This window comes from Amycolatopsis sp. WAC 01416 (genome assembly GCF_003947485.1).
Lineage (GTDB): Bacteria > Actinomycetota > Actinomycetes > Mycobacteriales > Pseudonocardiaceae > Amycolatopsis.
On the sequence record NZ_QHHX01000009.1, the window covers coordinates 482162 to 504600 of the forward strand.

Sequence of the window (22439 nt, forward strand, 5' to 3'; positions counted from 1 at the left end):
CGAGAAGGGCGAACGTCCTTCCTGGGCTCCGCCGGTACTCCGCGGGGAGCGGATGGAGGCGGGCCTGCGCACGCTCGAACTCGACGTGCGCCGCCGTCTCGACGGTCTGCTGCAGGGAAACCATCTCGGCCTGGTGCCGGGGCCCGGTTCCGAACCGGGGGAGGCCCGGCCGTACCAGCCCGGTGACGACGTCCGCCGGATGGACTGGGCGGTCACCGCGCGCACGACGAGCCCGCACATCCGGGAGACCGTCGCCGACCGCGAACTGGAGACGTGGCTGGTGGCAGACGTGTCCGCGAGCCTCGATTTCGGCACGGCGCTGTGCGAGAAGCGAGACCTGGTCGTCTGCGCGACGGCCGCGGTCGCCCACCTGACCGGCGGTGGCGGCAACCGGATCGGCGCGCTCGTCTCCAACGGGGCGGGCAGCATCACGCGCATCCCGGCTCGCGGCGGGCTCCCGCACGCGCGGGGACTGGTCCGCAAGATCGCCGAAACCCCGCGTGCCGAGGAAGGTGTCCGCGGGGATCTCGCCGCGGCGCTGGAGAAACTGCGTCGCCCGCCCCGCCGTCGCGGGCTCGCCGTCGTGATCTCCGACTTCCTCGGCGACATGGAATGGCAGCGTCCGTTGCGCGCGCTCGGCGGGCACCACGACCTCATCGCCATCGAAGTCCTCGACCCGCGCGACATCGACCTGCCCGACGTGGGCACCGTCGTGCTGGCCGACCCGGAGACAGGGAAACAGCGCGAAGTGCACGCTTCGGCCTTGCTGCGCAAGGAATTCGGCGCCGCGGCGCACGCTCACCGGCAGGAGGTCGCGGCCGCGCTGCGCCGGGCCGGTGCCGCGCATCTGGTGCTGCGCACCGATTCGGACTGGATCGCGGATATGGTCCGGTTCGTGGTGGCCCGCAAGCGCCGCTGGTCCGGTGGTGTCGCGTGAGCCTGACCGGATTCGCGTCGCCGTGGTGGTTCCTGCTGCTGTTGGCGGTCGCCGCGGTGGCCGTCGGGTATGTGCTCTCGCAGCGCGCGCGGCGCAAGCGCACCATGCGGTTCGCCAACCTGGAACTGCTGGAGAAGGTCGCGCCGAAGAGCCAGGGATGGGTGCGGCACGTTCCCGCCATCCTGATCGTGCTTTCGCTGCTGGTGCTGACCGTCGCGCTCGCCGGGCCGACGGCCGAGCAGAAGGTGCCGCGCAACCGGGCGACCGTGATGCTGGTGATCGACACCTCGCTGTCGATGGAAGCGACCGACGTCGCCCCGACCCGGTTGAAGGCGGCCCAGGAGTCGGCGCGGTCGTTCGCGCAGAACATGACCCCCGGGGTGAACCTCGGGCTGATCTCCTTCGCGGGGACGGCGACCGTGCTGGTCGCGCCGACCACCGATCGCGGCGGCGTGGTGAAGGCGATCGACAACCTCAAGCTGGCGCAGTCGACGGCCACCGGTGAGGGGATTTTCGCCGCGTTGCAGTCGATCGAGAGCTTCTCGGCGATCGTCGGCGGCGCGGAAGGCCCGCCTCCCGCCCGGATCGTCCTGATGAGTGACGGCAAGCAGACCGTTCCGGACGATCTGTACGCCCCGCGAGGCGGCTACACGGCGGCGCAGGCGGCGAAGCAGGCTCAGGTGCCGATCTCGTCGATCGCGTTCGGGACCACGCACGGTTCGGTCGACATCGACGGCAAACCGCAGGATGTGAAGGTCGACGTCGAGTCGCTGGAGGAGATCGCCCGGCTTTCGGGCGGCGACTTCTACAAGGCGGCGAGCGCTGAAGAGCTGAAACGCGTGTACGACGACCTCGGCGAGCAGATCGGGTACGAGCTGAAGGACGCCGACGCGAGCCGGCCTTGGGTGATTCTGGGGACCCTGGTCTTGATGATCGGGGCGGCCGCTTCGCTCTTCTTGGGGCAGCGACTGCCCTAGACGCTCAGGCTCTGCAATGAAGGGGCCTTTCATAGCAAATTTTGCTATGAAAGGCCCCTTCATTGCAGTGGGGCAGGAGTCTCAGGGGGTCCCGAAGTCGTTCTGCCGCCAAGCCTCGTAGACGGCGATCGCCGCGGTGTTGGACAGGTTCAGCGACCGGCTCGTCGGCAGCATCGGCAGCCGCACCCGGTCGGTCACCTGGGCGGACTCCTGGACCTCCGCGGGCAGCCCCGCCGACTCCGGTCCGAACATCAGCACGTCTCCGGGCACGTACGCGACGTCGGTGTGCAGCCGTGTCGCCGAAGCGCTGAACGCGTAGACGCGAGAGGGGAGCAGCGCCGTCCACGCGGCGTCGAGGTCCGCGTGCACGTGGACGCGCGCGAGGTCGTGGTAGTCGAGCCCGGCACGCCGTAACTGCTTGTCCTCCAGCGTGAAACCGAGCGGCTCCACCAGGTGGAGTTCGCAGCCGGTGTTCGCGGTCAAGCGGATCGCGTTACCCGTGTTGGGCGGGATTTCCGGGCGGTAGAACAGGATGCGGAACACGAGGGTTGATCGTCTTTCGTTCACGGGCGCTTCGCCTGAGCGCGGCCGGGTGGCCATCAAGCCGGACGAGCATGAGGCCCGCCCGTGACCATCCCACCACAGGAGGGCTTCATGCCTTCGCTCCCTCACCCCCTGTCGCGGCGTCGCTTCCTCGGTTATGGCTCCGCCGGCGCGGCCGCCGTCCTGCTGGGGACCGGTGCCTGGAACGCCGCCGGTGCGATGCCGCTCGCTCGCGGTGCCGGAAACCCGTTCACCCTCGGTGTCGCGTCGGGTGATCCGTTGCCCGGCGGTGTCGTGCTCTGGACCCGGCTCGCGCCGAAGCCCTACGAGGCCGACGGCTTCGGCGGTATGCCGCGGACGCCTGTCCGCGTCGAGTACGAGGTGTCGCTCGACGAGCGCTTCCGCGCCGTGATCCGCCGCGGATCCGTGGTCGCCACGCCAGAACTCGGCCACTCCGTGCACCCCGAGATCCACGGCCTCGCACCGGATCACGAGTACTTCTACCGCTTCCGCACCGGTGACGAGGTCTCGCCGGTCGGCCGCACCAGGACGGCGCCCGTCGCTTGGTCGTCGCCGCGCGAGCTGAACTTCGCGTTCGCGTCGTGCCAGAGCTGGGAGGCCGGGCACTTCACCGCGTACGAGCACATGGCGGCCGAGGACCTCGACCTGGTCGTGCACCTGGGCGACTACCTCTACGAAAGCGGCGTCACGGGTGTCGGCCGCGGCACGCCGGTGGGGCCGCAGTTCAAGGGCGAGACCTTCGACCTGGCCCGCTACCGGCTCCAGTACGCGCTCTACAAGTCCGAAGCGCCGCTGATGGCCGCGCACGCCGCCTTCCCGTGGATCCACGTCAACGACGACCACGAGGTGGAGAACAACTGGGCGGGCGACATCTCGCAGATCGACAAGGAACCGGACCAGGACCGCGCGGTGTTCCGCCGTCGGCGCGCCGAGGCGTTCCAGGCGATGTACGAGCACCTGCCGTACCGCATCGCGCAGCTGCCGAAGGGGCCGGACGCGCGGCTTCACCGGCGGCTGAGCTACGGCACGCTGGCCGACTTCACCATGCTCGACACCCGCCAGTACCGCGACGACCAGCCGTGCGGTGACGGCCAGTCGGCGAACTGCACCGAGCGGTTCGACCAGGACCGCACGCTGCTCGGCTCGGAACAGCGGGGCTGGCTGCTCGACGGCTTCTCCCGGTCCCGCGCGCGGTGGCAGATCCTCGGCAACCAGGCCCCGATGGGCCAGACCGACACCGACGCCGGCGAGGCCACGAACGTCTACCTCGACCCGTGGGACGGCTACGTCGCCGACCGCGACCGCGTGCTCGCGGCCGCGCAGGACCGCGGTGTGCGAAACCTGGTGGTCATCACCGGCGACAGGCACCAGAACTACGCGTGGGACCTCAAACGCGACTTCGGCGACCCGGATTCGCCCACCGTCGCGAGCGAGTTCGTCGGGACGTCGATCACCAGCGGTGGCAACGGCGCCGACATGACGCCGGGCGGTGAGAACCTGCTGAAGGCCAACCCGCACATGAAGTTCTTCAACAGCCAGCGGGGATACGTCAGGGTCAACGTCAACCGGCAGCGCTGGCGGAGCGACTTCCGGGTGGTGCCGTTCGTCAACACCCCCGGCGCGCCGATCAGCACGCGGGCCAGCTACGTCGTCGAGGACCGGCGCCCCGGCGTTCAGTCCTCCTGAGCGGGCAGGAGGGCGGCGTACACCTTGCGGACCGACGCGGGTGGCGCCGCCTTCTTGAGCGTCGTCGGGTCGACGAAGACGTAGCGGGTCTTCACTTCCGTGCACAGGTCGCCGCCGCGGCTGATCTCGAAGTCGATGATCAGCGATGTCGTGCCGAGGTGGTTCAGGTACACGGCCACGACCAGTTCGTCGTCGTAGCGGCAGGGCGCGCGGTAGCGGAGGTTCGACTCGGCGACCACGACGTCGACGCCGCTGTCCAGTGCCGCTTCGTGGGAGCCGAAGAGGGCTTTCTCCACTTCGAACATGGCCATGTCGACGTAGGCGAGGTAGTTCGCGTTGAACACGATGCCCTGTCCGTCGCATTCGTGGTAGCGCACGCGCAGCGGCATTTCGACGATCGGTTTCCGTGGCTCTGTCACGGTTTCCAACTTACGTTAAGGGCTTCTTCCCTTTGTGCGAGGAAGGGCCACGACTCGCGAGGATGAGCGGGCGGTGCCGGTGGGGCGACTGAAGATCACCGAAGTCCGTGAAGGCCTCCTTGAGGGACCCAGAGTCCCTCAAGGAGGCCTTCACGGACCGACCTTTCGCAAAACGCCCGAATCGTCCCGGCTCAGTCGATGAAATCGATATTCGGGTGGCGCGGCGACTCGCCGTCGAACAGGTGCCGGTCGCGGCCCTTCAGATGCAGATCGAAGAACGCGCCGATGTACTCCCGTTGTGCCGCCAGCGATCGGCGGGGATCGATGGTGCCGATGACCGCCTCACGCTTCTCCGGCGCCACTCGCGAACCGAGCTGCGGCACGACGACCTGAAGATCGCTGTAGGCCATGTGCGTGCTGCCGCCGCGCAGCAGCAGGTCCCGCTTCCAGCCCCGCTGGTTGGCCCAGAAGTCCGCCCAGCTGCGGTCGAAATCGGGCTGCTTGTGCGTGTGCTCCAGCGGCTTCCCGTTCTCGTCGACGCCCTCGGCGCCCATCAGCATGAACGGCCGGTCCAGGCCGCGTTTCGTGACCTCGCCGGGCACATACGGACTGCCCGGCGGGTAGCCGAACGCGGTCGCCATCGCGCCGTCCAGGTTGATCCCGGCGTCGATCCGGCGGTCGTGCACCATCGCCTCGCCGGAGGTGAACCCGCCGTAGGAATGCCCGTAGGCACCGACCCGGGACAGGTCGAGTGACCAGCCGAGGCCGCGGGGGAGCTGTCGCTTCTCCGCGTCGGGATTCTCGCCGCGGGCGATCTTCGCGAGCTGGTCTAGGACGAATCGGGTGTCGCCGACCCGTGCGTCGAGCGCCTTCTTCATGAATTCTGGGCCCTCGCCCGGCGGCAGGGCCGTTTCGAGGCGCCCGCCGGGGAATTCGACCGCCGCGCTCTCGTAGGTGTGCGAGAGCGAGACGACGACGTAGCCGCGGCTGGCCAGATCGTCGACGATCGCCGAGTACGTCTCCCGAGGCCCGCCGAAACCGGGTGAGAAGAGCGCGACCGGCTTGGGCGCGCCGTGCGCCGCGGGAACGCCGAGCTCGGCCCGCCGCTTCGCCGACGCCCAGTCGATGGAGCCCGCCGGGAGATCGAGGTAGTCCTTGCTCGCCAGCGTCTGGTCGATGACGCCGCTGATGCCGGGCGTGAGCCACGGCGCGCGCGGTCCGTCGGCGAAGCGGTCCGCCGGATAGGTGACGGTGACCATGAGTTCCCGGCGCCGTTCCGGTTTCCACGGATCGGGGCGGGAGCTGTCGACGAGGTGGAGGTCGGTGGTGCCGACGTCGTAGTGCCCGGTGAGGGCCGGTGCGGTGAGTTCGGCCTGGTCGGCCGCGACGGCGGGGGCCGCCGCCGCGAGCACGTCCGCGTGGTCGAGGCCCGCGATCAGCGCCGAACCCCGCACCACCCTGGTGTGTCTCGATGACACTGTCCCAACTGGCCCATGTTGCGACGACCGCATGAATTCGCCCACTGCTGGAGTCCTTCCGGATCGGGGCGGCCCGGCGGCCGCCTGCCTCCGACCCTGGCAGCGCTCCAGGTCTGCGCGCATCCCTCTGAAGATGGAGCGCGGGTCACCCGTGCAGGGCACGGTAGGCCGACGCGGCACCAGGGTGCAGCGGGACCTTGCCGGTGCCGATCAGCGTCCGGACGTCGAGGAACTGGGTTCCGACGGCGGATGCCGGGACGAGGTCGGCGGCGTGTCCGGCCAGCACGCGCGCGACGGCGGCCGCGACCTCGTCGGGCAGCGAAGGCGCGGCCAGCAACAGGTTCGCGACGCCGATCGTCCGCAGTTCGCCGACGCCCTGGTAGGCCTGCGCCGGGACGTGGACCTGGTCGTACACCGGGCCGTAGCCCGCCCGCAGGGCCGGCAGATGGGCGTCGAGGGGGAGCAGGGTGATCGCGGTGGTCCGGTTGAGCTCGGTGAGCGCGGGAGTCGGGATCCCACCGGACCAGAGCAGCGCGTCGACCTCGTGCGCCGCCAACGCGTTGATCGCTTCACCCAGGAGCAGGTTCTTCGCCTTCACCGGCACTTGGGCGCGGGCGAACAGCCGCGAGCTGAACACCGCCACGCCGGAGCCGCTCGCGCCCATCGCCACCGGTCGTCCGGCCAGATCGGCGAGCGTCCGCACGCGACCGTCCGCGCGGACCACGAGCTGGTGGTAGTTCTCGTAGACGCGGCCGATGGCCGAGAAGGCGATCGGGACGGAGAACGGCTCCGCGCCGGTGAAGGCCGCCTCGGCGACGTCGCCGAGGACGAGCCCGAGATCGGCCCGGCCGTCCCGCAGCCGCCGCAGGTTCTCGACGCTGGCTTCGGTGGCGACGGCCGTCGCGTGCAGCCGGGGCTCCGCGCGGTTCAGCTGCTGGGCCAGCAGTTCCGCGAAGGCGAGATAGAAACCGCCGCTCTCACCCGCCGAGATGACGACCTCCCGCTCCGGTCCGCGGTAGCCCGCCGTGGAGCAGCCCGCGAGAGTGGCGAGCCCAGCGAGGATCGCCGTACGCCTGGTGACGGTCATGGTGTCCCTCCCGTCGCGAGAGGGAGTTCGACGCGGACTTCGAGCCCGCGCGGTTCGGCTTGGCGCAGTTCGAGTTTCCCGCCCCGGGCGAGCACGTGCTGGTTCGCGATCGAAAGGCCGAGTCCCGTCCCGCGCGGCGCGCCGTCGCCGCCCGCCCGCCAGAACCGTTCGGTCGCCCGTTCACGATCCTCTGTGGACAGTCCAGGACCGTTGTCGGACACGAAGACCGTGGCGGTCGTGTCACCGGTCTCGTAGCCGGTGGTGATCGTGGCGCCGCGGCCCGCGTAGTGCACCGCGTTGTCCAGCAGGACATCCAGCACTTGGGCGAGATCGCTTTCCGGACACCGCACGGGCACCGGCTCGTCGTGGCCTTCCGACGCCGCGAGGCGGACTCCCGCGTCGTCCGCCGAGGGCCGCCACGCGTCGACCCGTTCGGCCAGGACGGCCGGGAGATCGCAGGGTTCGTCGCCGGACTCACCCGCGGCGAGCCGGGTCGCGGCGCTTTCGGCGAGCGCCAGCGCGAGCAACCCGTCGAGCAGGGACTCCAGGCGCTCGACCTCGGCGACGGTCGCCAGGTAGGCCCGCTGGCCGTCCCCATCGACCTGCGCGGCCAGCGAATCCACCCGCAACCGCAAGGCGGCCATGGGATTCCGCAGCTGATGCGACGCGTCCGCGACGAGCCGCCGCTGCTGCTCGGACGCCTCGACGACGGCGTCGGACATCCGGTTGAACGACGTCGCGAGCGAACGCAGTTCGTGGGGCCCCGCCCGGTCGGGAACCTGTGCGCGATGTCCCTCGGTCACCGCCTGCACGCCGGTCTCCAATTCGTGTAGCGGCCGCACCATCCAGCGGGCCAGCAGGACCGCGAGCAGCACGAACAGCGCCGCGACCAGTGCCGCACCAGCGACGATCGTGGCCCAGCGGGTGGCGACGTCGGCCGCCGCCGCGGTCACCGACGCGCGGAGGACGACCACTCCGGCCACCCGCGTCCCGGTGCCCACCGGGCGGGCGAAATAGACCGGATCCGCAGACCACGGACTCAGCTGCTCCGGTCCCTTCGCGGGCTGGTTGCGCAGCGCGGCCTCGACGAGTGAGCGGACCACTGGTTCCGCGGCGGTCATGCCGCCGGTTTCGACCAGCGGCCCTCCGCGCGCGTCGACCACCACGACGGCCTCGCCGTATAACGACGAATACCGTGCGGCGTCGACCGTCAGCGTGGTCGCGTCGCCGGCGTCGACGGCCTGCTGGGCGAGGACGACGAACCGGTCGACGTCGGCGTTGCGGGCGATCACCAGCTGCTGGGTCCGCTGCGCGGCGGTCGACCCGAACAGCGGGATCGCGAACGCGGCGACCACGGTCAGCGCGAGCGCGACGAGGACGACCAGCAGCCGGGTGCGCACCGGTCAGTCCCGGCCGAGGCGGTAGCCGAAACCCCGGATCGTGGTGAGCAGTCCCGGCCGGTCGAGCTTCGCGCGCAGCTGGGTCAGGTGCACGTCGAGCGAACGGGAGACGGCGAGGTACGCGTCGCCCCAGACTTCGTCCATCAACTGCTGGCGGCTCACCGCGGTGCCCGGTCGGGCGGCGAGCACGGCCAGGACGGCGAATTCCTTGGCGGTGAGCCCGATGTCGGTCCCGTCGACGAGCACGCGCCGCGCGCCGAGGTCAATCTCGACGTCCTCGACGCGGACGATGCCGTCCTGCGGTGTGGCCGAGACCGCGGCGCGCCGGACGACCGCATCCATCCTCGCCAGCAGTTCCGCCAGGCGGATCGGTTTGGTCAGGTAGTCGTCGGCGCCGAGCCGCAGCCCGCGCACCACGGACCGCTCGTCCCCGCTCGCGGTGAGCACGAGCACCGGCACCGGCGAGACCTGCCGGACCTTCCTGAGCACGTCGAGCCCGTGCATGTCCGGCAGGTTGAGGTCCAGCAGGATCACGTCGGCCGCGCGATGCCGGTGCAGGGCGTCGCTGCCGCGGATCGCGTGGGAGACGGTATGGCCGCGCGATTGCAGGGCTTCGGCGAGCGCGTCGCCGTCGCCGACGTCGTCTTCGACGAGGAGCACCCGCACGGCCATACCTTCCCGCCTAGCCTTCCCGGCCGGACACGAGCTCGGGCTCGGGCTGGTTCTTCTTGTCCAGCTCCGAGGTCTTCGAGGTTTCCCGCATTGTGCCGTACACGATCAGCGACACCAGGACGCAGCCCGCGACGTAGAAGAAGAACACCGATTCGTGACCGGCCCCCTTCAACGCCTGCGCGATGAGCTCGGCCGTGCCGCCGAAGATCGCCACGGTGAGCGCGTAGGGGAGACCGACGCCGATGGCGCGGATCTTCGTCGGGAACAGCTCGGCCTTCACGATCGCGTTGATCGAGGTGTAGCCGGTGACGATCACCAGCCCGGCCAGCATCAGCAGGAACGCGAGCACCGGCTCCTTCGTCCCGCCCATCAGCGTCATGATCGGGACGGTCAGCAGCGTGCCGGCGATGCCGAAGAACATCAGCAGCGGACGGCGGCCGATGCGGTCGGAGAGTTTGCCCGCGAACGGCTGCAGGATCGCGGCCACGAGGATCGCGCAGAACAGGATCAGCGTGACCGTCCGGCGCGGGATGCCCGCGGTGTTCTCCATGAACTTCTGGCTGTAGGTGGCGAAGGTGTAGAACGACACCGTGCCGCCGAGGGTGAGACCGACGACGAGCGCGATCTCCTTGGGGTACTTGATGAGCGCGCGCAGCGTGCCCTTGTCGCCCGCCTCCTTGCCGGTGCCGGACGCCTTGGCCGCTTCGAAGCTGGCCGACTCGTCCATCCCGCGGCGCAGGAACATCACCACGACCGCGGCGAGCGCGCCGACGACGAACGCGATCCGCCAGCCCCACGACGTCAGCTGCTGTTCGGTCAGGACGGCCTGCAGCAGCAACTGGAGACCGAGCGCCAGCAACTGGCCGCCGTACAGCGTCACGTACTGGAAGCTGGAGTAGAAGCCGCGTTTGCCCGGAGTGGCCACTTCGGACAGATAGGTCGCGGAGGTCGAATACTCCCCACCGACCGAGAGCCCCTGGATGAGCCGGGCCACCAGCAGCAGGATCGGCGCGGCGATCCCGATCGAGGCGTAGGTCGGGGTGACCGCGATCATCAGCGACCCCGCCGCCATCAACGTGACGGAAAGCACGAGTGCGCTTCGTCGCCCGAAGCGGTCGGCGAACCGGCCCAGCATCCAGCCGCCGAGCGGTCGCATGAGGAAACCGACGGCGAAGACCGCCGCGGTGCCGAGGAAGGCCGCCGTCGTGTCCTTGGTGGGGAAGAAGGACTTGGCGAAGTACGTGGTGAAGGCGGCGTAGGCGTACCAGTCGTACCACTCGACCAGGTTGCCGATCGAGCCGCGCAGCACGTTGCCGACGACTCGCCTCTCGCTTACGGGCGGCGACGCTTCGCCGATCCGGGTTGTCATCTTTGACCTCCTGTGTTCCGGCTCACGGTGAACAATCCGTGACGGCCGGGCAAGGTTTCGGCGCGGTTCCTAACATCCGCTTAGGACGGTCGCGGTTACCCGGAGGTAGGGGTGGCGCGGCTCCGGCGGGCGCCGGGCGAGCCGATAACCTCAGTGCCGTCAGCGCGACACGACGAGGCGAGGAGAGCTCTGTGGGACGGTCGGTACTGGTCACCGGCGGCAACCGCGGCATCGGTTTGGCGATCGCGAAGGACCTCGCGGCGCAGGGGCACAAGGTCGCGATCACGCACCGCGGTTCCGGAGCGCCCGAAGGTCTCTTCGGCGTGCAGGCCGACGTCACCGACGCCGAACAGGTCGACGCCGCCTTCAAGCTCGTCGAGGAGCACCAGGGCCCGGTCGAGGTCCTCGTCGCGAACGCGGGCATGACCGACGACACCCTCCTCATGCGGATGAGCGAGGAGCAGTTCACCCGCGTGGTGGACGCCAACCTCACCGGCGCCTACCGGGTCGCCAAACGCGCCTCGCGCGGCATGCTGCGCGGCAAGTGGGGCCGCTACATCTTCATCTCGTCCGTCGTCGGCCTCACCGGCTCGGCGGGCCAGGTCAACTACGCGGCGAGCAAGGCGGGTCTCGTCGGTCTCGCCCGTTCGCTCGCGCGTGAGCTGGGCTCGCGCAACATCACCTCGAACGTCATCGCGCCGGGCTTCGTCGCCACGGACATGACCGACGAGCTCGGCGAGGACCGCAAGAAGGAGATCCTCGCCCAGGTTCCCTCCGGCCGGTACGCCGAGCCGTCGGAGATCGCCGCCGCCGTCCGCTACCTCGCTTCCGAAGAGGCCGGGTACGTCAACGGCGCGGTACTGCCGGTCGACGGCGGCCTCGGCATGGGCCACTGACGTCCCCGTTTTCCCGTACCGATCGAAACCACCCGGACTGGAGGTCCCGTGCCAGGACTGCTCGAAGGCAAGCGCCTGCTGATCACCGGCGTCATCACCGACGCCTCGCTCGCGTTCCACGCGGCCAAGATCGCGCAGCAGGAGGGCGCGAAGGTCGTGCTCACCGGCTTCGGCAGGCTGTCGCTCGTCGAGCGCATCGCCAAGCGTCTCCCCGAGGAGGCGCCGGTGCTGGAGCTGGACGTCACCAATCAGGAGCACCTCGACTCGCTCGCCGACCGCGTCCGTGAGCACGTCGACGGCCTCGACGGGGTGCTGCACTCGATCGGGTTCGCCCCGCAGTCCTGCCTGGGCGCGCCGTTCCTGGACGCCCCCAGCGAGGACGTGAAGGTGGCCGTCGACGTCTCGGCGTACTCCTTCAAGGCCCTCGCGGTCGCGACCCTGCCGCTGCTGTCACGCGGTTCGTCGATCGTCGGCATGGACTTCGACGCGCGCGTCGCGTGGCCGGTCTACAACTGGATGGGCGTCGCGAAGGCCGCTCTGGAATCGGTGAACCGGTATCTGGCGCGCGACCTCGGCCCGAAGGGCATCCGGGTCAACCTGGTCAGCGCCGGTCCGATGAAGACCATGGCGGCGAAGTCGATCCCCGGTTTCTCCGAGCTGGAGGAGGGCTGGGGCGACCGCGCGCCGCTCGGCTGGGACAGCTCCGACCCGGACCCGACGGCGAAGTCCGTCTGCGCCGTGCTGTCGGACTGGCTGCCCGCCACGACCGGCTCGATGATCATGGTCGACGGCGGAGTGCACGCCCTCGGCATCTAGGTCTCTTAGCGCGTGAAGGCCCCCTTCCCTCGGCTGAGCCGAGGGAAGGGGGCCTTCACGCGCATCAGGGCAGGACGGCGTTGGCGACGTGCCACGAGTCCTCGAGCAGCAGGTACTTGGTGATCAGGCCGTTGTCGTTCACCTCGAACTCGATGGTGAAGGCCGTCTCGATCACCTTGCCGGTGCCGCGGATCGTCGAGCGGAGGCGGCCGATCGCGACCGCGTGCGGTCCGTCGACGAGGACCCGTTCGACGTCGAACCGGTCCTTGATGAGCCCTTTGTCGAGCAGTTCGTAGAACTCGCGGATCTCCGCCCGGTTTCGCCGCGGGCCGATCCACGGGACGAGCTCGGTCGCACCGGGGATGTCCCACCCGACGCTGTCGGCGAACAGTTCCGTGGCTCCGTCGGTGTCCCCTGTGGACATTCGGCGGAAGAACTCGTCGAGGGTGGCTCTGGTTCGTTCGGACATGATTCTCCTTACTGGGTAACGGGTTCGCGGAGCAGGCGGGTGTCGTCGGTGCGCTGGACACCGGCGGCGAAGGTGAGCGCGACGACGGTGGCGACGCCGAGGCCGACGCTCACCCAGGCGACGCTGGGATAGCCGAGACCGGCGTCGATCGACTCGCCGCCGAGCCACGGGCCGACGGTGTTGCCGACGTTGAACGCGGCGGTCGTGCTCGCGCCGACGAGCGTGGGCGCGTTGCCCGCCACGGCGAAGGCGCGGACGTTCAAAGCGGGATTGACCCCGAATCCGGCGACGCCGAACAGGAATACGGCGAAGATCGCGACCGGGGTCGCCGGGCCGGACAGCGCGAGCAGCACGAGGGTGAGCAGGGCGACGGCGAGGCCGCCGTAGAGGGTCGCGAAGGGCCTCGCGTCGGCGAGCCGTCCGCCGACGGTGATACCGATCAGCGCGCCGAGCCCGAACAAGGAAAGCACGCCAGGAACCCAGCTTTCCGGCAGTCCGGCGACTTCGGTGAGCATGGGCGCGAGGTAGCTGAAGGTCGCGAAGATCATCGCCTGCGCGAACGCGATGACGCCGAGTGCCAGCCAGAACCGGCCGCCGCGGTAGAGCCGCAGTTCGGTCGCCACGTCGGTCTTGGTCTCACCGTTCTGCGTCTCCGGGACCAAGGCGAAGACCCCGATCAGCGCGACGACGGTCAAGGCCGTGACCGCCCAGAACGCGGCCCGCCAGCCCGCGTGCTGGCCGAGGAAGGTCCCCGCGGGCACGCCGGCGATGTTCGCGACGGTGAGCCCGCCGACCAGGATGGCCAGCGCGCGGCCACGGCGCTCGACCGGGACCAGCGCGACGGCGGTGGCAGCCGCGACCGCCCAGAACCCGGCGCAGGCGACGGCGCTGACCACACGGGTCGCGAAGAGCAGGGCGTATCCCGAGCCCACCGCGCCGACCACGTGCGAGATGCCGAAGACGACGAGCAAGGCCATGAGGGTGGCACGCCTCGGCACCCGCAGCGTCGCGATCGCGAGCAGGGGAGCGCCGACGACCATGCCGATCGCGAAAGCCGAGATGAGCAGCCCGGCCTCCGGGATGCCGACGTTCAGATCGGCCGCCATACCGGGCAGCAGGCCGGTGATCATGAACTCGGACGTGCCGAGCGCGAACACGCTCAGTCCGAGTACGCAGACTGCCAAAGGCACGGGGATTCCCTCCGGTTTTGTATTGATCAGTCCAAAATGTGGGCAGCGTCGCGCACAAGGGTTTCGTTCCAGGTGTTACTCGGCGGCGATCGCGTCCAATGCGATGGCGGCGACGGCCTCCATGGCCGCCCGTCCGGCGCCGCGGCGGGACATCAGCCGGAGTCCGGCGACGGTGCTGTGCGCGAACTCGGCGATGGCGCCGGGTTCGCGGTCGCCGTCGATCGTCCCGTCGAGCTGTCCTTCCCTGGCGCAGGCCGAGAGAAGGGTGAGATGCCGTCCGGTGTCGGCGTCGATCCGGGCCTTGATCTCGGGATCGCGATCGCCGAATTCGGCCACCGTGTTGACCACGAGGCAGCCTCGGCCGTGGTTCGCGACTTCCTCGTCGATCGTGTACGAGAACAGGGTGCGAAACCGCTCGAGGCCGGTCCCGGACTCCTCCAGCAAGGCCGTCCTGGCCACGATCCCGCGTTCGGCGTAGTGGTCGAGCGCGCGCATGAACAGTTCGTGCTTGCTGGTGAAGGTGTTGTAGATGCTGCTGCGGCCCAAGCCGGTGGCTTCGCAGAGGGCCTGCGTCGACGTGCCCTCGTAGCCGCGAAGCCAGAACGCGTCCATGGCGCGCCCGATCGCGGCGCGCTCGTCGAATTCCTTCGGCCTGGCCATGGGAGCGACCGTACCATGTTTTGGATCGATCGGTTCAAAACGGGCCGGGTCGGCGTGCGGGGCGCCACAACGGCAAGATGACAGAGTGGGTTACGACGCGCTGCTTTGGCTTTCGTTCGGTGGTCCCGAGGGGCCCGACGAGGTGATGCCGTTCCTGGAGAACGTCACGCGGGGCCGTGGGGTCCCCCGGGAACGACTGCTCGAGGTCTCCGAGCACTACCAGCACTTCGGCGGGGTCTCGCCGATCAACCGGCTGAACCGGGACGCGATCTCCGCGGTGGAGAAGCAGCTCGCGGCCGCCGGGATCGACCTGCCCGTCCACTTCGGCAACCGCAACTGGCGGCCGATGGTCGAGGACGCCCTCGCCGAGATCGCCAAGGCGGGCGCCCAGCGCGTCCTGGTCTTCCCCACGAGCGCGTACGGCGGCTACTCCGCCTGCCGTCAGTACGACGAGGACATCGAGCGCGCCCGTGCGTCGGTCGGCGACGGCGCGCCGGAACTGGTGAAACTGCGGCAGTTCTTCGATCACCCGCTGTTCATCGCCGCCTTCGCCGACGCCGTTCGCGCCGCGCACGCGAAGCTGGGGAGCCAGTCTGGAACCAGGACCGTCTTCTGCGCCCACTCGGTGCCCGAATCCGCAGACACCGCGTCCGGGCCGCCCGCGGAAGGCGGCAGGCGCTACTCGCGTCAGATCGCCGAGGCCGCGCGCCTCGTCGCGGCCGAAGCGGGAATCGAGACCTACGACGTCGTGTGGCAGTCGCGCTCCGGTCCGCCGCAGGTGCCGTGGCTGGAGCCGGACATCGTCGACCACATCGACTCGCTGCACGCGGAAGGCGTCACCTCGGTGGTGGTCTGCCCCGTGGGTTTCGTGTCCGACCACCTCGAGGTGATCTGGGACCTCGACAACGAGGCCGCGGAACGGGCCGCCGAGCACGGCATGGGCTTCGCGCGGGCCGCGACGCCGGACACCGACCCGCGTTTCGCCGAGCTCGTCGTGGAACTGATCCGGGAGCACATCGACGGGGCACCCGCGCGGAAGCTGTCGCCGTTCCCGGCGGCGGGGTGCACGGTCAACGGTGCGCCTTGCGCGATCGGGTGCTGCGAACCCGCGAAGCGGCCCGCACGTCCTTGAAGTACATGAAGGCCCCCTTCTTTGCGTCTAGCGCGAGGAAGGGGGCCTTCGTGTACTCGGAAGGTGCCGCTCACGGGGTGGCGGTGATCCTCGACAGGTGGCGGTCGATCAGGGCGATGGCCTCTTCGCCGGACTGATAGCCGAGCAGCACCGCGTCGCCGAGGCCGGAGACCAGCGCCAGCAGGAGCGCGGCTTCGGCGACCGGGTCGACGGTGGACGCGAACTCGCCGTCGTCCCTGGCGGCGGTGAGCATGGCCGCCACCGCGTCGCGGAGCTGGCCGTGGCCGGTCCGGAAGTGGCCGGCGATCTCCGGATCCTTGAGCGCGCGCATCAGGAAGGCGTTGGCGACCAGCGCGTCGTCCCTGGCGGCCTCGTCCAGGGGGAGCAGGGCGATGAGCAGATCCCGGACGCCGAGTTCTGAGGGGGTGGCGATGCGTTCCTCGAGCCCGCTTCTCAAAGTGGTCGTCGCGAAGCGCAGCATGTCGTCTCTCGACGCGAAGTAGTGCTGGACGAACCCTTTCGAGATACCGGCTTCGGCCGCGACCTCGCTCAAGCTGACCCCTTCGAGCCCCCGGTCGGCCGCGATACGCCGGACGGCCGCGGCGATCTGCTGCCGCCGGTGCTCGTGATCGACTCGTTTGGGCACCCGCTCCTCCTTTTGGCAGTCCGATCGGATTGCCAACTTCTCACCAACTGTTTACAATCCGATCGTATCGTAAAGGAGGGGTGCATATGAAGGTGGGCGGTTTCGCCTCGTCGGAGGCACGGGCCGAATACGAGGTCGTCTACGAACGAGGCCTGGCGGCTTTGCCCGCGCCGGCCGGGATCCACGACGTCGAGACGGCGTTCGGGGTGGCGCGCGTGTACCGGTTCGGGCAACCGGGCAGAACGCCGATCGTGCTGTTGCCCGGTCGTGCCGGGACCGCGGTGATGTGGGAACCCAACCTCACCGCGTTGCTCGCGCACGGCGAGGTCTACGCGGTGGACCTGATCGGCGAACCCGGCCGCAGTGAACAGACCGCCCCGATCAGGGACGGTGTGGACCAAGCCGCTTGGCTGAATACGGTGCTCGCGGAACTCGACCTGGCGGCGGTGCACCTGATCGGGTACTCGTTCGGTGGCTGGCTCGCCGCCAACCTCGCCGCGCGGGCGCCGGAGCGGCTGAGGTCGCTCACCCTGATCGACCCGGTGCTGACGTTCGGCGGGCTGACCGCGGGACTGGTCGTCCGCGCCACGCTCACCGCGATCCCCGGCATTAACCGATGGGCCCGGCCGTCGTTCCTGCACTGGATCTCCGGTGGCGCGGAGGTCGACACCACCGATCCGGTCGCGCGGGTGATCGACGAAGGAATGCGGACCTATCGCATCGCCCTGCCGCCACCCAGGTTGATCACCGACGCGCAGTTGCGCTCACTGCGGATGCCCGTGCTGGCCCTGATCGCCGGGCGCAGCGTCATCCACCACCCGGACCGCGCGGCCGCGCGGGCTCGTGAGCTTCTGCCGCGGGGGCAGGTCGAACTGTGGCCGTCGGCGACCCACTCCATCGCGGGCGAAGCGGCGGACGAGGTCAACGCGCGGATCCTGGCCTTCCTGGCGGCAGAGGAAACACCGTCGTGACCGGGCACGGCAGGAATCCGACGCTCTCCTTGCTGCTCTGGGATGTCGCGCTCCCGTTGGCCGCGTACTACGGGCTCCGGCTCGCCGGGCAGAGCGAGCAGGTCTCCTTGCTGGCCGGGGCGGTGGTGGCCGCGGCCCGGATCGCGTGGGTCGCCGTCCGAGACCGGTCCTTCGACGGCTTCGCCGTGTTGCTGGCAGGCGTGCTCGGGGTCGGGCTCGTGCTTTCGCTGGTCAGCGGTGACGCGAAATTCCTGTTGCTCAAGGAATCCTTCGCCACCGCGACCGCCGCGATCGTGCTGCTGGTGAGCTGCTTCAGCCGCACGCCCATGGTGCTCGTCGCCGTGCGGGCCGGTTCCAGCGCGGCGAAACGCGCCGAGATCGACCGCCTCACCGGCGAGGTGCCCGCTTTCCGCCGGGCGTTCACCCGGATGTCGGCGGTGTGGGGAGTGGCGCTGCTGCTGGAGGCCGTGGTCCGCGTGCCGCTGGTCTACACCCTGTCGGCCGACGTGATGAACGCGCTCAGCGTGGTCCTGCTGATCGCGGTCATCGGCGGGCTTTCGCTGTGGTCCGTCCGGTATGCCGAGAAGATCCAGAAAAAGCACTCCGTGACCACGTGAACGGCTACGGGTGCCTGTCCGCCTGCTCGGCGAACTCCCGCACCGCTTCGTTGATCGCCGCGCACCGCGCGTTGCGGACGGCTTCGGTCAGCGGCCGCAAGGCCTCCGCCCGCCGAAGCGCCGCCGACGCGGAGAGCGCGCCGCCCGGATCGTCGGATTCGGCGATGGCGAGGATCGCCGCGATCTCCTGGGATCGCTGGAGCACTCGCAGTGCCCGGCCGGGCATCCCCGCTGGCCAGGGCGCGTCGGTGGCCGCCCGCAGCCGGGCCGAGAGTTCCGCCCGCACCCCCGGCCGTTCGCTGGCGACGTCCAGGGTCTGGAGCGCGCCCGCGCTCGCCCGGATCGCGTCGGTCAGGCCGTGCTCGGCCTCGCCGAGCGGGCGGTACTCGAGGACGCCCGGCGTGGGCACCGAGTACACGGTCCACCGCATGAGGCCTTCGGCGATGGCCTCGGGGACGACGCCGTAGCCGAGATCCGGCAACAGGACGGCCTCGCCGGTCCGAAGCGCGGCCTCGGTGAACTGCCCGCCGCCGCCCAGCCCCCGCACGTCGCCGGGCACCGGGAGCAGCAACTGCATGCTCTTGGCACCCTGTACGCGCAGGGCGAGCAGCAGCTGGACCGGGGTCGCCGCCCGGTTGAACGCGAGCGGCAGGTCGAACGCCTCGGCGGCCGCCGCGTCCGCGGCGACGAAGTCGTGGGCTTCGCCCCAGACCTGAAGGGCGTCAAGGATGTCGTCGGAGGCGGCGGCTCCGTTCAGCCACGCCGAAGACCAGACCGCGAGGGTCGCACTAGGACGGCACACTGGACTGATTTTAGTCGTGCTTCCGGCGAAACCCGGAAATGGGCGCGTTATCGAGGGGGAGAGCAGGTGAACGTACCGGAGCTGGAGTTGCTTCACGTCGACAGAGGCCACGGTCGCGACGTAGCGTCGAACGGGTGAACGATGTTCCCGCAAACCTGCCCCGGACCGCCGGGGACCTCCGCGCGGCGGGTCACCTGCCGCGGTCGATCAAACAAGAACTGCACGACAACCTGCTCGCCAAGCTCCGCGCCGGGGAAGACGCCTGGCCCGGGATCGTCGGGTTCTCGCGCACCGTGCTGCCGCAGCTGGAACGCGCGCTGCTGGCCGGGCACGACGTCGTCCTGCTCGGCGAACGCGGCCAAGGCAAGACCCGGCTGCTGCGCACCCTCGCGGGACTTCTCGACGAATGGACGCCCGTCATCGACGGTGCCGAGCTGGCCGAGCATCCGCTCGACCCGATCACCCCGGAATCGCGCCGTCGCGCCGCCGAACTCGGTGACGCCCTGCCGGTGACCTGGCGTCACCGCGATGAGCGGTACACGGAGAAACTGGCCACACCGGACACTTCGGTCGGTGACCTGATCGGGGACGTCGACCCGGTGAAGGTCGCCGAAGGCCGCAGCCTCGGCGATCCCGAGACCATCCACTTCGGACTCGTCCCGCGTGCCCACCGCGGCATCGTGGCGATCAACGAGCTGCCGGACCTCGCCGAGCGCATCCAGGTCGCGTTGCTGAACGTGATGGAGGAGCGCGACATCCAGGTGCGCGGCTACACGTTGCGGCTACCGCTGGACGTGCTGCTGGTGTCGACGGCCAACCCGGAGGACTACACCAACCGCGGCCGTATCATCACCCCGCTCAAGGACCGGTTCGGCGCCGAGATCCGGACGCACTACCCGCTCGACGTCGAGTCGGAGATCGCCGTCGTCCGGCAGGAGGCGCACTTGGTCGCCGAGGTCGGCGAGCCGCTCCTGGAGGTGCTGGCCCGGTTCGTGCGGAACCTGCGCGAGTCGCCGGTGATCGACCAGCGGTCGGGCGTCTCGGCCCGGTTCGCCGTCGCGGCGGCGGAAACGGTCGGCGCGGCGGCACTGCGCCGGTCCGCGCTGACCGGCGAGGAACCCGCCGTGGCGCGTCCGGTCGACCTCGACGCGGTGCCCGCGGTCCTGCGCGGCAAGCTCGAATTCGAGCCGGGCGAGGAGGGCCGCGAGACCGAGCATCTCGTGCACCTGCTGCGCCGGGCGGTCGCGGAGACGGCCCGTTCGCGGTTCGCCGGTCTGGATCTGCTGCCGCTGGCCGACGCCGTCGAGTCCGGGCATCTGGTCTCCACCGGGGAACGCGTGCCCGGAAAGGACGTCCTCGCCGCACTGCCGGAACTGCCCGTGCTCCACGATGTCGCCGCGCGCGCCGGCGTCGGTCCGGACGAACCGGCGGGGCGGATCGCGGCCGCGGTCGAACTGGCACTGGAATCCCTGTTCCTGTCGAGGAAACTCGCCAAGGACTCCGACGACGGCACGACCGTCTACGGCCGATGAGCGCCGCCCCGGAGGGCTACTCGTACGGGCCGTGGCACGACGGTCCGGATCCGCTGGCGCCGCCGGCGGATCTGCGGGACGCGCTCGACGAGATCGGCCGCGACGTCATGGCGGGCGCCTCGCCCCGGTCCGCGCTGGAAGAGCTGTTGCGGCGCGGCACCCCGCGCACAACCGGGCTCGACGAGCTGACCAGGCGGCTCTGGCAGCGCCGGTCGGAGATCCAGCGGCGGCACCGGCTGGACGGCACGCTCCAGGAGGTCCAGCGGCTGCTCGACCAGGCACTGGAGGCCGAGCGGCGTGAGTTGTTTCCCGATCCGGACGACGACGCCCGCTTCCGTGAGGCCCAGCTGGACGCGTTGCCGCCCGGGACGGCGGCGGCCGTACGCGAACTCGCCGAGTACGACTGGCGCTCGCAGGCGGGCAGGGAGAACTACGAGAAGATCCGTGACCTGCTCGGCCGTGAGCTGCTGGATTCCCGCTTCGAGGGGATGAAGGAGGCGCTGCGGAACGCCGGACCGGAAGAGGCCGAGCGGGCCAACCGGATGCTCGCCGATCTCAACGACCTGCTGGCCGCGCACGCTCAGGGCCGCGAGGACGTCCCGGAGCGGTTCGCGGAGTTCATGCGCGAGCACGGCGAATTCTTCCCGGAGAACCCGAAGAACGTCGAGGAGCTGATCGACGTCCTCGCCGCTCGTGCCGCGGCCGCGCAGCGGATGCTCAACTCGATGACCCCGGAGCAACGGGCCGAACTGGCCGAACTGTCGCAGCAGGCGTTCGGCGACCCTCGGCTCGCGCAACAGCTGTCCACTTTGGACGCCCAGCTGCGCGCGCTGCGGCCCGGCGAGGACTGGACGTCTTCGGAACGGTTCCGGGGCGACGATCCCTTGGGCCTCGGTGAGGGTGCCCGCGCGATGTCCGATCTCGCCGAACTGGACGCGCTGGCCGAACAGCTCGGCCAGTCCTATCCCGGCGCGCGGCTGGAGGACATCGACGTCGACGCTCTCGAACGCCAGCTCGGACCGGACGCGGGCGTGGACGCTCGGCGGCTGTCCGAGCTGGAACGCGAGCTCCGGCGGCAAGGTCTCTTCGAACGTGCCCCGGACGGCACGCTTCGCTTGTCTCCCAAAGCTTTGCGACGACTCGGAGAGACAGCGCTCGCCGATGTCGTGAACGCGCTGCGCGGCAAGACGGGCCAGCGGGAGACCGAGTCCGCCGGCGCAGCGGGCGAGCCGACCGGCGCGACCAGGCCGTGGCGGTTCGGGGACATGCAGCCGTGGGATGTCTCCAGGACGGTCCGCAACTCCGTCCTGCGCTCGGTTTCGGTGGGGGAGCGGCTGGTCCGGATGGACGTCTCCGACGTCGAGGTGATCGAGACCGAGCATCGGTCGCGGGCGGCGGTGGCGTTGCTCGTGGACACCTCGTGGTCGATGGTGCAGGAGGGCCGCTGGCTGCCGATGAAGCGGACGGCGCTCGCGCTGCACCAGCTGATCAGCACCCGGTTCCGCAACGACGCCCTCCAGCTGATCACCTTCGGCCGCTACGCGACATCGGTCGAACTGGCCGAACTCGTCGGGCTGGAGGGCGCTTGGGAGCAGGGCACCAACGCCCACCACGCCCTGCTGCTGGCCGGACGGCATCTGCGGCGGCATCCCGACGCGCAGCCGGTGGTCCTGATGGTCACCGACGGTGAGCCGACGGCGCATCTGGAACCCGACGGTTCGGCGGAGTTCGACTATCCGCCCCAGCCTAGGACGCTGCTCAAGACGCTGTCCGAAGTGGACCGGATGGCGAAGCTGGGCGCGTCGGTGACGGTGTTCCGGCTCGGGGACGACCCGCGCCTGACGGAGTTCGTCGACCTCATCGCCCGGCGCTCGGGCGGCCGCGTCGTCGCTCCGGATCTGGACGGGCTCGGCGCCGCCGTGGTCGGCGACTACCTGCGGACCAGGAAGCGGTAGTGAGAGGTGGGCCGCGTGGGTCGTGAGTGGCGATTCGGGTTAGGCCGTGTCCTGCGGATCTTCATCGGAGGTGGAGGACGATGCAGGCGAGGATGATCTCGGCGCGGTGGTAGGCGGCTCGTTTGGCGAATCTGGTTGCCAGGGCTCGGAATTGTTTGAGCCTG

The 22439-nt window shown here is 70.0% G+C and carries 22 protein-coding genes; 10 read left to right on the top strand and 12 right to left on the bottom strand.

Annotated features, from left to right (window positions below):
• Positions 1–52: 52 nt before the first annotated feature.
• Together DL990_RS30980 and DL990_RS30985 are read left to right on the top strand one after the other, a co-directional pair.
• Positions 53–937, top strand: coding sequence for a DUF58 domain-containing protein (locus tag DL990_RS30980; RefSeq protein WP_233598847.1), 885 nt, complete (start codon positions 53–55; stop codon positions 935–937).
• Positions 934–1914 carry a VWA domain-containing protein gene (locus tag DL990_RS30985; RefSeq protein ID WP_125678229.1) on the top strand — a complete coding sequence of 327 codons (981 nt, stop codon included), beginning with the start codon at positions 934–936 and terminating at the stop codon, positions 1912–1914. Before DL990_RS30980 ends, DL990_RS30985 begins: the two co-directional genes overlap by 4 nt.
• 81 nt (positions 1915–1995) lie before the next feature.
• Here the strand turns inward: DL990_RS30985 and DL990_RS30990 are convergent, their stop codons facing one another.
• Positions 1996–2457, bottom strand: a complete 462-nt coding sequence (locus tag DL990_RS30990; protein WP_125800782.1) for a tRNA (cytidine(34)-2'-O)-methyltransferase — start codon at positions 2455–2457, stop codon at positions 1996–1998.
• Positions 2458–2568: 111 nt separating this feature from the next.
• Here DL990_RS30990 and DL990_RS30995 point away from each other — a divergent pair, with 111 nt between their 5' ends.
• Positions 2569–4164, top strand: a complete 1596-nt coding sequence (locus tag DL990_RS30995) for an alkaline phosphatase (RefSeq protein ID WP_125800783.1) — start codon at positions 2569–2571, stop codon at positions 4162–4164.
• On the opposite strand, the gene DL990_RS31000 is transcribed toward DL990_RS30995, so the two are convergent.
• The 6 genes from DL990_RS31000 to DL990_RS31025 all read right to left on the bottom strand — a co-directional run bounded on the left by DL990_RS31000 (position 4152) and on the right by DL990_RS31025 (position 10589).
• Entirely contained in the window at positions 4152–4583 is a 432-nt protein-coding gene (locus DL990_RS31000; RefSeq protein WP_125784087.1) for a thioesterase family protein, read from the bottom strand. The genes DL990_RS30995 and DL990_RS31000 overlap by 13 nt on opposite strands.
• Positions 4584–4774: 191 nt before the next feature.
• On the bottom strand, positions 4775–6061 hold the full coding sequence (locus DL990_RS31005; protein ID WP_125800784.1) for a lipase: 1287 nt from the start codon (positions 6059–6061) through the stop codon (positions 4775–4777).
• Positions 6062–6206: 145 nt separating this feature from the next.
• Positions 6207–7148: a TAXI family TRAP transporter solute-binding subunit gene (locus tag DL990_RS31010; RefSeq protein ID WP_125800785.1), complete on the bottom strand. Its 942-nt coding sequence runs from the start codon at positions 7146–7148 to the stop codon at positions 6207–6209.
• The gene (locus tag DL990_RS31015; RefSeq protein ID WP_125800786.1) at positions 7145–8548 is read right to left on the bottom strand and encodes a HAMP domain-containing sensor histidine kinase; all 1404 of its coding nucleotides are present in this window, start codon (positions 8546–8548) and stop codon (positions 7145–7147) included. The genes DL990_RS31010 and DL990_RS31015 overlap by 4 nt, the downstream gene beginning before the upstream one ends.
• 3 nt (positions 8549–8551) lie before the next feature.
• Positions 8552–9220 (bottom strand): response regulator transcription factor, encoded by a 669-nt coding sequence (locus DL990_RS31020; protein ID WP_125800787.1) that lies wholly within the window; start codon positions 9218–9220, stop codon positions 8552–8554.
• 10 nt (positions 9221–9230) lie between these two features.
• Positions 9231–10589 (bottom strand): MFS transporter, encoded by a 1359-nt coding sequence (locus DL990_RS31025; protein ID WP_125800788.1) that lies wholly within the window; start codon positions 10587–10589, stop codon positions 9231–9233.
• A 191-nt stretch (positions 10590–10780) separates the two neighbouring features.
• Between DL990_RS31025 and fabG the strand changes: the two genes are divergently transcribed.
• Positions 10781–11485 (top strand): beta-ketoacyl-ACP reductase, encoded by a 705-nt coding sequence (fabG, locus tag DL990_RS31030; protein WP_125800789.1) that lies wholly within the window; start codon positions 10781–10783, stop codon positions 11483–11485.
• A 48-nt stretch (positions 11486–11533) separates the two neighbouring features.
• Positions 11534–12301 (top strand): enoyl-ACP reductase FabI, encoded by a 768-nt coding sequence (gene fabI / locus DL990_RS31035; RefSeq protein WP_034306560.1) that lies wholly within the window; start codon positions 11534–11536, stop codon positions 12299–12301.
• A 64-nt stretch (positions 12302–12365) separates the two neighbouring features.
• Here fabI and DL990_RS31040 read toward each other — a convergent pair whose 3' ends face one another.
• The 3 genes from DL990_RS31040 to DL990_RS31050 all read right to left on the bottom strand — a co-directional run bounded on the left by DL990_RS31040 (position 12366) and on the right by DL990_RS31050 (position 14620).
• A complete protein-coding gene (locus DL990_RS31040; RefSeq protein WP_125784074.1) occupies positions 12366–12770 on the bottom strand; it encodes a nuclear transport factor 2 family protein in 405 nt (134 codons plus the stop codon).
• Between the two features lie 8 nt (positions 12771–12778).
• Positions 12779–13960, bottom strand: coding sequence for a Cmx/CmrA family chloramphenicol efflux MFS transporter (locus DL990_RS31045; RefSeq protein ID WP_125800790.1), 1182 nt, complete (start codon positions 13958–13960; stop codon positions 12779–12781).
• A 75-nt stretch (positions 13961–14035) separates the two neighbouring features.
• Positions 14036–14620 carry a TetR/AcrR family transcriptional regulator gene (locus tag DL990_RS31050; RefSeq protein WP_125784070.1) on the bottom strand — a complete coding sequence of 195 codons (585 nt, stop codon included), beginning with the start codon at positions 14618–14620 and terminating at the stop codon, positions 14036–14038.
• Between the two features lie 85 nt (positions 14621–14705).
• Between DL990_RS31050 and DL990_RS31055 the strand changes: the two genes are divergently transcribed.
• Positions 14706–15752, top strand: coding sequence for a ferrochelatase (locus DL990_RS31055; RefSeq protein ID WP_125800791.1), 1047 nt, complete (start codon positions 14706–14708; stop codon positions 15750–15752).
• A 70-nt stretch (positions 15753–15822) separates the two neighbouring features.
• Here DL990_RS31055 and DL990_RS31060 read toward each other — a convergent pair whose 3' ends face one another.
• The gene (locus DL990_RS31060; protein ID WP_125784066.1) at positions 15823–16398 is read right to left on the bottom strand and encodes a TetR/AcrR family transcriptional regulator; all 576 of its coding nucleotides are present in this window, start codon (positions 16396–16398) and stop codon (positions 15823–15825) included.
• A gap of 86 nt (positions 16399–16484) precedes the next feature.
• On the opposite strand from DL990_RS31060, the gene DL990_RS31065 reads away from it, so the two are divergent.
• On the top strand, positions 16485–17369 hold the full coding sequence (locus tag DL990_RS31065) for an alpha/beta fold hydrolase (protein ID WP_125800792.1): 885 nt from the start codon (positions 16485–16487) through the stop codon (positions 17367–17369).
• Entirely contained in the window at positions 17366–17986 is a 621-nt protein-coding gene (locus tag DL990_RS31070) for a VC0807 family protein (RefSeq protein WP_125800793.1), read from the top strand. The genes DL990_RS31065 and DL990_RS31070 overlap by 4 nt, the downstream gene beginning before the upstream one ends.
• Positions 17987–17990: 4 nt before the next feature.
• Here DL990_RS31070 and DL990_RS31075 read toward each other — a convergent pair whose 3' ends face one another.
• Positions 17991–18788 (bottom strand): hypothetical protein, encoded by a 798-nt coding sequence (locus tag DL990_RS31075; RefSeq protein ID WP_125784060.1) that lies wholly within the window; start codon positions 18786–18788, stop codon positions 17991–17993.
• Positions 18789–18922: 134 nt separating this feature from the next.
• On the opposite strand from DL990_RS31075, the gene DL990_RS31080 reads away from it, so the two are divergent.
• Positions 18923–20320, top strand: a complete 1398-nt coding sequence (locus tag DL990_RS31080; RefSeq protein WP_125784058.1) for a sigma 54-interacting transcriptional regulator — start codon at positions 18923–18925, stop codon at positions 20318–20320.
• Positions 20317–22275: a VWA domain-containing protein gene (locus tag DL990_RS31085; protein WP_125800794.1), complete on the top strand. Its 1959-nt coding sequence runs from the start codon at positions 20317–20319 to the stop codon at positions 22273–22275. The genes DL990_RS31080 and DL990_RS31085 overlap by 4 nt, the downstream gene beginning before the upstream one ends.
• Positions 22276–22439: the final 164 nt, after the last annotated feature.